We start from the raw sequence: 12,147 nt of genomic DNA, 5'->3' as shown, positions 1-12,147 counted from the left end.
CACAATTTTATTACAGAAGAACCGTTCCTTGTCTATCGACCGTCTGACTTGTTTATCAGTACAGTCTATGAAATGGAGACAATATAAAATTTATTCTTTTTCTTCATCATGACGATACTGCCTCACGAAAACACGCTCTAAATGGCAGTTTATTAACCCTTCCACGCCCTGTTCCGTATCAAACCGGACAGAAGAACAGAAACGGAATGATGGGCGCTAATATTAAAAATGTTTATAAAAATAAATTTCCATTACACCGGAAGCTCCATGGATCTTCGGCATGGTCTGTCCATCCGGCACGCCAGCCTTGGCCAGTGCCCGCCCTGCTGGACCAGAAAAGGCAGCACCCGCTGCAATCGCACCGGATGTATTCGCATCAAAAGCATATTCTGCTGAAACGTTGACTTCATCCGACATATGTCGCTTCGTACCCGCAGGCAGGCCTGCGCCCGTGGGATACAGATAGGCAAGATCGTAAAAATGCAGGCCAAGCTTCAGCTCATCATCCTTCTTCAGCAGATGGACGGGCGGCACACCGGTAATGTCAAACTGATGGACCTCCATGTTGGAGAGTGGGGACATGTTGTTCCCCACAATCTCCCCCGGCCAGTAACCGCCGTACGTGTAACGGGCACCATCATAAAGAAAAAACGTATCGTAATTGTGTTTCGTCCGGCTGTGGGGATCCCGCCCCCCGCTGAAGCGGGTGTACCGGTAGAAAACATGAGGCCGCCACGGAACCCGGGAAAACGTATAGCCCGGCTCCACATAGACGGCATAGGCACTGACCCCCTTGTACCCATTGCCTGCGTGGCTGTTCTGCTCGGAAACAAAATTGCCATAGAAGGTGATGTTCTTCGTGAAGGGGCGGCTCTTCATCGCAAAGGGCGTTCCCCCCCAGCTCAGGGCCGTCACGCTCATACCCTGCCGGTCCGCCCTGTTGGAGTAATCGTAGGCCGCTCCCTTGTCGGCATGGCGGACATAAAAATAGGTCAGCGTGACATAGGCCGCCCGGTCTCCGTAGGACGAGCCGCCATCTCCATCCGGACGGCTGCGGAAGAGCGTCACGTCAAAACCGACAAACTTCGTTTCCGGCTTGTCATTGCCGTAGGTCTGCCGGTTGTTGCTGTTGTTCTCCAGCATGAACACATCGGACCGGATGGATGTCCCCTCATACTTGATGACCCCCGGCCCGGAGAAAGCAAACCGGGGCGCATACCACCAGGCCCCACGCTCACCAGAGCTGTAGGCTCCCTTCCCCATGAGAAAACCGTCATCAATCTGGAATTTCTGCCGTCCCCCCTCGATGATCAGACGTCTTTTCCCATTCAGCGGAATCTTCACGCCCAGATTGGCATCCTCAAGATTCACCTGCCGGGGCGTGCCGGAGGTCTGGCTCACGCTCTCTGCATCGCCGTCACCCAACGTCGTGGACCCGATGGCCGAAACCAGCCCGAACACCGAAAAACCCCACGGGGTCTGCCATGTGCCTGAAAGCATGGGCTGGCCATACAGCTCACCAAGACCAACATTTTTCGTGCGTGTGTAATAACCCGCTTTATGCGGCGCATAAGAGCCCGTGCCAAAATTGGCATTGGGGAAATAAAAGGCATCACCCCCAATATCGAGAGCGGCATTCAGGGTGATATCCTTGCGGGAAAACAGGGTCACGTCCGCAGATGCTTCAGAAGCGGTAAAAACACCAGCCGACATTGCAGCTGTACAAAGCAGTTTCCGCACCCTTGCCGCCATGACCATCCTTATTCTCAGGCTGTTCTGGCGGCTTATTACCTCATGTCTGCCGTATAATCCAGAGAATGCAGCCCAGAGAATGTTACGATCTCGGAAAAATATCTCGAAAGAGCCTGCGCCTCATGTTCTCCACAGGCAGCCCGCCTTCCCTCAGCCCGGTACGCCGTCACCGCCGGTGATGCCCCAGACCTGCCCAGTCACGTAGCTGCTCTCCTGAGAGGCCAGGGTGACATAGACCGGCGCAATCTCCACCGGCTGTCCGGGACGGTACTAGGGTGTCTCCTGTTCACACAAGAACGTCATGACTTCCTCCGTGACCACAGCTTCCGAAGAAAGAAGGCAATGCCCTCAATCAGAAGAACAAGAAGGACGATGCCAACCACTTCGAAAATCCCTGCCATTATCAGGAACTTCTTGACGACCTTCTCAGTAGGACGACAAGCAACCTGTACGTCCGAAAGATTCAGCTTGGACGTACAGACCATGACTGTCTCGCTACCCTTGGGCATGGTCACGGTAATGGTGGCAGGAATGGAGAGGGGAGCAGCTTCGGCAACTACAGGAGCGGCGAGAAGCAAACCAATGACAAAAGCCGCCACACCGGAGAAAAACGCCCACCTGCCCACGGATGACACGCCCTCGCCTTCATGGCTGGCAGCAGCCTCACCTGGCCGGGTCGTATCCATCTCATCTCGGAACATGGGGCATCTCCTGTTCAACAGCTCTTCCTGATGAAGACGACCTTCTGCGAATATCGGCCATCACGTCAAGCTGTTTCAATTCAACAGCTCTTCCTGATGAAGACCACCTTCTGCCCCGCCCCGCACGTCAACCGCCCTCCCGGAGCGCATCAAACGGTTTCACGTCACGATCCGTTTACATGACCATGCACGGCCCGTTCCGGTTCAGGAATGGTCTGGAAGGGTCATCCCGGTCCGTCACGGGCGCAGCTGCCCTGTTCCGTGCACCTCATAACGCCATGTCATGAGCTGGGCCGGGCCAACCGGGCCACGGGGCGGCAGGCGGCCTGACATGATACCGATTTCCCCACCCAGTCCGAATTCACCACCATCACTGAACTGCGTCGAGGTGTTCCACATCACGATAGCACTGGGGACACGCTGCATGAAATACTGCGCCACGGCCTCATCTTCCGTCAGGATCGCCTCCGTATGACGGGACGAGAAGCGGACAATATGCGCCAGTGCCGCATCCACCCCTTCCACGACGGAAATGTTCAGAACCTTGTCCAGCCATTCCGTGGCAAAATCTTCCTCCGTGGCAGCGGGCAGTTCCGGCAGGATGCTGCGGGCGGCCTCGTCAGCCCGGAAGGTGCAGCCCTCCGCTGCCAGATCGGCCACAAGCTGCGGCAGGAGACCCGGAGCAATGGCAGCGTCGATCAGGAGCGTTTCCGTGGCCCCACAGATGCCGGGACGGCGCAGCCTGGCATTGCGCACGACCCTCCGGGCCAGCTCATGATCCGCCGCCGCATGGACGTAGCTGTGGCACAGCCCCGCCGCATGGGCCAGAACCGGCATCCGTGCCTCGGCCTGCACACGCTCCACCAGCGCGCGCCCGCCACGGACCACGGTCACGTCAATCAGCCCTGCTGCACGGAGCATGTCCCCCACATGCTCCGGCCCGGCATCCGGCACCATGAGCACGGCATCCTCCGGCAGGCCAGCACGGGCCAGCCCCTGCTGGATCACATGATGCAGGGCCTGTGTGCTGTGAAAACTCTCCGGCCCGCCCCGCAGCAGCAGGGCATTGCCGGACCGGATGGCCAGAATGGCCGCATCCACCCCAACGGTGGGCCGCCCCTCATGGATCATCCCCAGCACGCCAAGTGGCGTGGCCACACGACGCAGCTTCAGGCCATTCGGCTGCTGCCATGCGGCCAGAACCTGTCCGACCGGGTCTTCCATGCCCGCAAGGGCGTCCACGCTGCGGGCCACGCCCTCAAGCCGTTCCGCCGTCAGGGTCAGCCTCTCCTGAAAGAACGGGCTGAGACTGGCCTGCTCAAGGTCCCGGCGATTGGCAGCCAGCAGGGTTTCCGTTCCGTCCCGCAAGCCTGCGGCCACATGGCGCAGTGCCGCCGTCCGCTGCCCTGCCGGACATACGGCCAGAATCCCGGCTGCCTCACGGGCACGCCGTGCCAGCACATGCATGGGCGGGACGTGAGCGTCCGTCTGCGTTCCTGTCGGCATGGGTCTTTCTCCTCCATCTCCACCGGCCCGGCCTCCCGCTGCCGGATGATCCGCACCATCCATCACCAGCCCCATCGTGCCGATCTGGACCGGCATGGCAAGGTCACTCCGGCAGAAACCCGCCATGCCCATGTACCGCCCCTGCTTGACAGGCCGACAACGGCCCCGCATCTCTTGAGGCATGTCCTCCACCGCCACACAGCCACCAACCGTCCACTCCCTCCGCCTGCTGGGGATTCTCAGCGTCCTGATGGGGTTTGCGGCCATCTCCACCGATTTCTACCTGCCAGCCATGCCCACCATGGCGCAGGCCCTGCAGGCGCCGGGAGGTGAAATGGCCTGGACGATCTCCGGCTATCTGGTGGGGTTCAGTTTCAGCCAGCTCATCTGGGGGCCGGTCAGTGACCATTATGGCCGACGGCTGCCCATTGCCATCGGGCTGGTCCTGTTCACTCTCGGGTCGGCAGGCTGTGCCGCTGCCGGTTCCATCACGACGCTCATCGCCTTCCGCCTCCTTCAGGCCATCGGGGCCTGCGCCAATGTCGTGATCGCCCGGGCCATGGTGCGGGACCTCTATCACGGCCACCGTGCCGCCCAGATGCTCTCCACACTGATGACCGTCACGGCCATCACGCCTCTGCTGGCCCCGCTGGTTGGCGGACAGATTCTGGCCTTCTGGGGCTGGCGGGCCATCTTCGTCAGTCTGGTCTGTGTGGGCCTCATCATGCTCGGCAGCCTGTTCTTCCTGCCGGAGACTTTGCCGAAGCGGGATGAACGCCCCCACTCCGTTCTCCATGCCTTCTCACACTATGCCCACCTCATCCGCCGCCCCCGCCTGCTGGGCTATGCCTGTGCCGGCGGCTGCTACTATGCGGGGACGTTCGCCTACATTTCCGGCTCCCCCTTTGCCTATATCAGCTACCACCACGCCTCCTCCCTGCTCTATGCGCTGCTCTTCGGAATGGGCATCGTGGGCATCATGACGGCCAACATGATCAATGCCCGGCTGGTCCACGCATGGGGCAGCGACAGGCTGCTTGTCATGGGGGTCATCATCAGCGTTCTGGTCTCGCTCTGGCTGGTCGCTGATGTCTGGACTGATTATGGCGGACTGTGGGGGCTGTTCCTGCCGCTCTTCCTCTATGTCGCCATGGCCGGATTCATCGTGGCCAATTCCCTCTCCGGTGCCCTGCATGATGACCCCGCCCATGCGGGCACCGTCTCCGCCATGACGGGAGCCGTCCATTATGGCAGCGGCATCATCGGGTCCGGGCTGGTGGGGCTGCTGGCGGATGCCACACCCCGCCCCATGGCCACGATCATCTGCGTGGCCTCGCTGTTCAGCCTCGTCTTCCTGCTGCTCATCCGTGATGGCAGGAAGGGCTGAAGGTCGGCCCGCTTCTTACGGGTTCAGCTCGCCCCGCTCCAGCCAGCCTGCAATCTGCTGCATCCCCGTCTGGATGTCGGAGAGCGGGAACTCATAGGCCCATGTCTCGCCCGTTTTCGTCTTCGCCGTCAGCTGTGCCGTCTTCCCCGATGACAGAGCCTGCACGGCACTGGCCGGAAGCTCCTGCTGGGCCATGCAGCCTGTCTCGTCACAGGATTGCAGGGGCAAAGGCACGGCCTGCCCGTTATCCACGCTCAGCTGAAGAGTGGCCTTCATGTCGAACGGCAAGCGTGTCGGCAGGTTCAGGCTGATCTGCCAGGGCTGTTGGGCCAGCGGCTTCCTGATGAGGTCTGGCGTGGCATGAGCCAGCAGGAAAAATCCGCTATCCATCGTCGTCCCCGTCATGCGTTCCAGCTGGATGGTGCAGAACTGCGTCCCCTGTCGGCTGCCCTTGGCCGGATAGGCACAACCATAACGCCAAGGCCCGGCAAAGGCGGACCGGGCCGTTACTCCCGGATGTTCAGCCGCCATGATTTCCGGCAGACCTCCCCCTTTTTCCGTCACGGCTTCCACAGCTGCGGCCCGACCATCCTTCGGCCCAGCCGCAGAAGCTGGCACGGCAGACAGCAGACCAAGTGTCATCACCATGACGGCATGAGGGCGTCTGAACATCTTTCTTTCTCCTTCTACGGTCATGCCGCCACCGTAACACCAACCGGCACACACATCATCAGGAAAACATGGACCATGCCGTCACCGCACGCTCCCGCCATCCGCAATGCGCTGCAACACATAAGGCAGGATACCCCCCTGGGCGACATAGGCCAGCTCAGCCTCCGTCTCCAGCTGGAGGGTGGCCTGCACGACCTGCTCCATACCATCCGGTGCCGTAAAACACACACGGACAGGCTGCCGGGGCTCAAGCCGGGCCGGAAGGTCGATGCTCACTTCTTCCTGCCCCGTCAGGCCGAGCGTCTGACGGGTCACCCCCTTGGGAAAGGTAAGGGGCAGAACCCCCATCCCTGCCAGATTGGCCCGGTGAATCCGTTCGAAATCCTCGGCAATGACAGCCTTTACCCCCAGGAGACGGGGGCCTTTCGCTGCCCAGTCCCGTGATGACCCCATGCCGTAATTCCGCCCCGCTACCACCACCAGCGGTACCTGCTCCTGCTGATACCGGGCAGCAGCATCGAAAATGGCTCCTTCCTCCCCATCTGGCCAGTGCCGGGTCACGCCACCCTCACTACCGGGGATCATCTCATTACGGATACGGATATTGGCAAATGTCCCCCGTGCCATGACACGATCATTCCCACGGCGGCTGCCATAAGAGTTGAACTGCGCCGGTGAGACGCCATGCTCCTCAAGATACCGGGCAGCAGGCGAACCGATGGCAATCGTTCCGGCCGGAGAAATATGATCCGTCGTGATGTTGTCCCCGAACAGGGCCAGAATCCTGGCCTTGCGGATTGGCCCCGTCACGCCGGCAGCCTCCTCCAGCCACGGCGGTGACTGGATGTAGGTTGAAGACCCATCCCACGCAAACGTTGCACCGGCCTTGCCGTCTCCCAGTGCCTGCCACTGGGCAGGCCCCCGCTCCACAGTCGCATAGCCACGGGCAAAGGCCTCCGCCACGACGGACTGCGCCATGAGATTCGCCACCTCATCCCCGCCGGGCCAGATATCGGCCAGCATGACAGGCTGACCGGCCTCATCATGGCCAAGAGGTTCCACCGCAAGATTCCGTGTCACGGTCCCGGCCAAGGCATAGGCCATCACGAGCGGTGGGCTGGTGATATAATTCAGCTTCGTATGAGGGGAAACACGCCCCTCGAAATTACGGTTCCCGGACAGCACTGCGGCAACTGTCAGATCATGCTCCGTGATCGTCCGGGCAATGTCAGCCTGCAAAGGGCCGCTATTGCCGATGCAGGTCGTGCAGCCATAACCAACGATCTCAAACCCTAACGCACTGAAATCCTCCAGCAGACCGGCCCGTTCCAGATACCGGGTTACGGCCTGGCTGCCCGGGGCCAGAGAGGTCTTGATGCGCCGTGCCACCTTCAGGCCCCGCTGACGGGCCTTCCGGGCCAGAAGCCCTGCTGTCAGCATGGCCGCAGGGTTGGATGTATTGGTGCAGGATGTAATGGCTGCCAGCACGACATCCCCGGCACCAAGGCTTTCCCCCGCAAGGGCGGCATCCTTCGTGCGGATGGGGAAACGGACATCCCCCTGTCCTTCGGCCGCCAAGGCGGCCCGGCTGGTCTCTGCCACGGCAGGAAGGTCATGACGCTGGGAGGGTGTTTTCGGCCCGGCAACAGAAGGCTTCACCGTCCCCAGGTCCAGACTCAGCACAGTGGTGAAAAGCGGTGTTTCATTACCCTCCCGGAACAGTCCCTGCTGCCGCAGGTACGCTTCCACGAGCCGGACATGATCCGGCGAACGGCCTGTCAGGGTCAGATAGTCCATGGCCAGTGCATCGGGTGGAAAATAGCCGCAGGTCGCTCCATATTCAGGTGCCATGTTGGCAATGGTGGCCCGATCCGCCACCGGCAGGTGGTCCAGCGCCGGACCGAAAAACTCCACAAACTTGCCGACAACCCCTTCCGCCCGGAGTTGTTCTGTCAGGGTCAGCACGATGTCCGTCGCTGTCACGCCGGGAGCGGACCGTCCCTCCAGATACACCCCCACCACATCGGGCAGACGCATGGCAATGGCCTCTCCCAAGGCGGCGGCTTCGGCCTCGATGCCACCAACACCCCAGCCCAGAACACCAAGGCCGTTGATCATGGTCGTATGGCTGTCTGTTCCGAAGACCGTATCCGGGAAAAGGGTTGTCACGCCCTCTTCCTCCTTCCGCATGACCAGCGGAGCCAGATATTCCAGATTCACCTGATGGCAGATGCCGGCCTCTGGCGGAATGACCCGGAAATTGTCGAAGGCCTGCTGCCCCCAGCGCAGAAAGCTGTACCTCTCCCGGTTGCGGCTGAACTCGTGGGCCACATTCTGCTCCAGAGCATCTTTCTGCCCCGCCACATCCACTGTCACGGAATGATCAATCACAAGATCTACAGGGATGAACGGATTGACCTCCTCCGGATCACCACCCAGCCGTTTCATGCCGTCACGCATGGCGGCAAGATCGACCACAGCGGGAACACCTGTAAAATCCTGCATCAGGATACGGGCCGGACGGAACGGAATCTCACCTTCGGCATGGCAGGTCTCAGCCCAACCCGTCACCAGCGCCGCCGCATCATGCTGCCCCTGCCTCAACACGTTCTCCAGAACGATCTTCAACACATAAGGCAGGCGTTGCGCCTTCTCCCCCGCTCCGGCCAGAGCCTGGGGGAGCGATACATATCGATAACTCTGCCCCTCATGCTCCAGCCTCTGCCATGGAATGCCCCCCTGCCCGGCTGTCCTGTCTGTTCCAGTCATCATGCCCTCCCGCTTGCCAGTCTCGTGCCCTGTTTCTTCAGCCGGCTGCTCCTCAGGACGCCGGCACATCCCGCCTGTCCGGCCCGACATAAAGGGCACGGGGACGGCTGATGCCTGCGCGGCTCTCCAGCATTTCCTTCCACTGGGCAACCCATCCCGCTGTACGGGCCACAGCAAAAAACACCGTGAACATGGAGGACGGAATCCCCATCGCCCGGAGGATGATTCCGGAATAGAAATCCACATTGGGATAAAGCCGCCGGGAGATGAAATACTCATCATTCAGGGCTGTCTCTTCCAGCTTCATGGCCAGCTCGAGACGGGGATCATGATCCATCCCGAGCTCTGCCAGCACTTCATGGCAGATGTTCCGCATCAGCCCGGCCCGTGGGTCCAGATTCCTGTAAACACGGTGGCCAAAGCCCATCAGCCGCGTACCATCCTCCTGATTCCTGACACGGTTCATAAAAGCCGGAATGCCGTCCACCGTACCGATCTCATCCAGCATATCCAGCACGGCCTCGTTCGCACCGCCATGTGCTGGCCCCCAGAGCGCCGCCACACCAGCAGCGACACACGCAAAAGGATTGACCCCCGTGGCCCCCACCGTCCGCACGGTGGATGTAGAAACATTCTGCCCATGGTCGGCATGAAGGATCAGAATCCTCTCGAAGGCCCGTGCCAGAACCGGATTCACCTCCCAGGCTGCTTCCGGCATGGAGAAGAGCATGTGCAGACAGTTCTCCGCATAGCTCAGTCCCGGACGGGGGTAGATCAGCGGCAACCCCCGGCTGTAGCGGTAGACCCAGGCTGCCAGAGTCGGCATCTTGGCCACAAGCCGCAGGGTAGACATCTCCCGCTCCTCTGATGTGATACGGTGCCGCTGGTCCGCTCCCTGATTGCCATAGAAGCTGGAGAGGCCAGCCAACGTCCCGCAGAGCATGGCCATGGGGTGGGAATCCCGCCGGAACCCGTTGAAGAAGTTGCGTATCTGCTCATGCAGATGTGCCTCAGCCATCAACCCATGTTCGAAACGGGCCTTCTGCCGTGCATCAGGCAGCTCTCCGTGCGACAGCAGCCAGGCGACTTCCGGGAAACTCGCTTTCTGGCAAAGCTGCTCAATCGGGTAGCCACGATGCAGCAATATCCCGGCCTCACCATCAATATAGGTGATGGCACTCATGCAGGATGCCGTATTGGCAAAACCGGGGTCATAGGAAAACACACCCGCCCGCCGGTAGAGGGTCCGCATGTCCACCACATCCGGCCCCAGCTGCCCCTTCATGCTGCCCAGCGGCACCTCCTGCGCGGTTCCCTCCACCCTGCGAAGCACCCACTGCCCGGCATCCTGCTGTGCTGCCATTACTTCACGGATCCCCATGATGTGACCTCCCTGCGAAACAACACCGGAACAGTCCATTTAATTTCGGTATCGTTATATTTGAGTAACGCACATAGTTCCTGCCCCCGCAAGCATCATGCTCTACAAAAAAATCTTTATCTTCCAGCTCTTGTCACATTCCCATGAAGCATGATGAGCTGGTGCTCTCTGGCTGGATCATGCCACCGGCCAGACAGAAAGGTTCACCCACCACGGGCATGAAGAGGGCACACAGCCCCATTTTCAGGGAGAATTCCCCCCCATGTCAGCCCACACATCCTCCACAGCAGGACAACCCATACCCGTAACACTGATTCCCGGTGATGGAATCGGCCCGGAAATCACACGGGCCACAAAAGAGGTTCTGGCGGCCCTTGGCGCCCCCTTCCTCTGGGACGAGCAGAAAGCCGGAGTCCATGCTCTGGAAGACGAAGGAACCCCTTTGCCGGACGCCACCCTCCGCAGCCTGGAACGCACCCGCCTTGCCCTCAAGGCACCGCTGGCCACGCCCAGCGGCACGGGATTCCGCTCCGTCAATGTCACACTGCGCCAGAAATTCGACCTTTACGCCAACATACGCCCTGCCCGTACTCTTCTCCCACGGGATGACCTGCGCCGCTATGACGGGCTGGACATCGTGCTCATCCGGGAAAATATCGAGGGTTATTACGCCGCCCGTGACTATTATCTTCCCCAGGGCGATGACCCGCAGGGCATGGCTCTTTCAGCTGGTTATACAACACGGGCCGAATGCGAACGCATCGTGACCCATGCCTTTGACTATGCACTGGCCCATGGTCGCAGAAAGGTAACGCTGGTCCACAAGGCCAACATCCTCAAGCTGATGAGCGGCCTTTTCCTGGAAACAGGACGCAAGGTTGCCGCCCGTTATGAAGGGCGCATCGCCTGTGATGAACGGATCGTGGATGCCTGCGCCATGCAGCTCTGCCTCGCCCCCTCCCAGTTTGATGTGATTGTCACCACCAATCTGTTCGGTGACATCCTTTCCGACCAGATATCCGGTCTAACAGGTGGGCTGGGACTGGCTCCGGGGGCCAATATTGGAAAAGACATGGCCATCTTCGAGGCCGTCCATGGCTCCGCTCCCGACATTGCCGGACAGAACAGGGCGAACCCCACGGCTCTCCTGCTCGCAGGCGCCCTCATGCTGGACCACACAAACCATGCAGCCCTGGCCACCCGCCTGAGAACCGCCATCATCCAGACACTCCAGAACGGCACACGCACGGGCGACCTCGGTGGCACGGCCACAACAGACCAGTTCACCAGAGCCGTCATAAACGCCCTGGAGAAACCCTGAACCGGAACATGAAAAAACCCGGCCTTTTCTGGCCGGGTTCTGACCTCATCCAGGCCTGAAAGCAGGGCTCAGACCAGATGCTTGAGCAGGATGCTGCGATGGATGACCGAAAAGCCCCAGAACATCAGGCTGATAGCCACATAATAGCCCAGCGCCGCCTGTGCCGTGATCGGGTTGATGCAGAACAGTGTCACGCCCAGAACAATATTGACGATGGCATCCAGCGCCATGAAGCTGCGGCCATAAGGCGAAGCCCCCATTCCGGCCAGCTCCATCACGCCACGCACGATGAACCATGCAGCAACCCAGATCGTCAGCCCGATGGCCGACCCTACGGGGTTGAAGAAGATCAGGATGGCCAGGATGATGAAGAAAATACCCAGGAGACCATCCAGCATCCGGCGTTCCATACCTGTCCGGCGGAACACATCCACCAGCGTGAAAACCCCGACGAACAGAAGCCCGACCGCAATGAGGGCCGTAAGAGAGATGATGCTCAGCACGGGTGTCATGGCCACAAGCACACCCGTGAGGACGATCAGGGCCCCCATGACGATTCCACAATTACCTTCCTGCTTTACCAGATTTTTCTGCTGATTATCAGTCATGAGCCTTATCCCTCCATAATCTTCCCTGAAAAGGATGACGTATATTCACA

The 12,147-nt window shown here is 60.2% G+C and carries 9 protein-coding genes and 1 pseudogene; 2 read left to right on the top strand and 8 right to left on the bottom strand.

Annotated features, from left to right (window positions below):
- Positions 1–222: 222 nt before the first annotated feature.
- From DTJ15_RS02055 to DTJ15_RS02040, 4 genes and pseudogenes are all read right to left on the bottom strand, one after another.
- Positions 223–1,671: an alginate export family protein gene (locus DTJ15_RS02055; RefSeq protein ID WP_227449654.1), complete on the bottom strand. Its 1,449-nt coding sequence runs from the start codon at positions 1,669–1,671 to the stop codon at positions 223–225.
- A gap of 231 nt (positions 1,672–1,902) precedes the next feature.
- Positions 1,903–2,019, bottom strand: a pseudogene (locus DTJ15_RS02050) (NAD(P)-dependent oxidoreductase); the annotation flags it as partial.
- A gap of 32 nt (positions 2,020–2,051) precedes the next feature.
- The gene (locus DTJ15_RS02045) at positions 2,052–2,453 is read right to left on the bottom strand and encodes a hypothetical protein (RefSeq protein ID WP_043560789.1); all 402 of its coding nucleotides are present in this window, start codon (positions 2,451–2,453) and stop codon (positions 2,052–2,054) included.
- Positions 2,454–2,690: 237 nt separating this feature from the next.
- Positions 2,691–3,959, bottom strand: a complete 1,269-nt coding sequence (locus tag DTJ15_RS02040; protein ID WP_249109607.1) for a glutamate-5-semialdehyde dehydrogenase — start codon at positions 3,957–3,959, stop codon at positions 2,691–2,693.
- A gap of 181 nt (positions 3,960–4,140) precedes the next feature.
- Between DTJ15_RS02040 and DTJ15_RS02035 the strand changes: the two genes are divergently transcribed.
- Positions 4,141–5,346 (top strand): multidrug effflux MFS transporter, encoded by a 1,206-nt coding sequence (locus tag DTJ15_RS02035; RefSeq protein WP_086431146.1) that lies wholly within the window; start codon positions 4,141–4,143, stop codon positions 5,344–5,346.
- 15 nt (positions 5,347–5,361) lie between these two features.
- On the opposite strand, the gene DTJ15_RS02030 is transcribed toward DTJ15_RS02035, so the two are convergent.
- From DTJ15_RS02030 to DTJ15_RS02020, 3 genes are all read right to left on the bottom strand, one after another.
- Positions 5,362–6,018 carry an invasion associated locus B family protein gene (locus tag DTJ15_RS02030; protein ID WP_043560795.1) on the bottom strand — a complete coding sequence of 219 codons (657 nt, stop codon included), beginning with the start codon at positions 6,016–6,018 and terminating at the stop codon, positions 5,362–5,364.
- 81 nt (positions 6,019–6,099) lie between these two features.
- On the bottom strand, positions 6,100–8,787 hold the full coding sequence (gene acnA / locus DTJ15_RS02025) for an aconitate hydratase AcnA (RefSeq protein WP_408902169.1): 2,688 nt from the start codon (positions 8,785–8,787) through the stop codon (positions 6,100–6,102).
- Between the two features lie 52 nt (positions 8,788–8,839).
- Positions 8,840–10,150: a citrate synthase gene (locus DTJ15_RS02020; protein WP_086441530.1), complete on the bottom strand. Its 1,311-nt coding sequence runs from the start codon at positions 10,148–10,150 to the stop codon at positions 8,840–8,842.
- Between the two features lie 280 nt (positions 10,151–10,430).
- Between DTJ15_RS02020 and DTJ15_RS02015 the strand changes: the two genes are divergently transcribed.
- The gene (locus tag DTJ15_RS02015) at positions 10,431–11,489 is read left to right on the top strand and encodes an isocitrate/isopropylmalate dehydrogenase family protein (protein WP_249109299.1); all 1,059 of its coding nucleotides are present in this window, start codon (positions 10,431–10,433) and stop codon (positions 11,487–11,489) included.
- Between the two features lie 68 nt (positions 11,490–11,557).
- Here the strand turns inward: DTJ15_RS02015 and DTJ15_RS02010 are convergent, their stop codons facing one another.
- A complete protein-coding gene (locus DTJ15_RS02010; RefSeq protein WP_081562957.1) occupies positions 11,558–12,097 on the bottom strand; it encodes an HdeD family acid-resistance protein in 540 nt (179 codons plus the stop codon).
- Positions 12,098–12,147 lie beyond the last annotated feature (50 nt).

The organism is Parasaccharibacter sp. TMW 2.1891, assembly GCF_023337675.1.
Taxonomy (GTDB): domain Bacteria; phylum Pseudomonadota; class Alphaproteobacteria; order Acetobacterales; family Acetobacteraceae; genus Bombella; species Bombella apis.
Note: the sequence above shows the minus strand (reverse complement) of the source record. Positions and strands in the feature narration are given on the sequence as shown.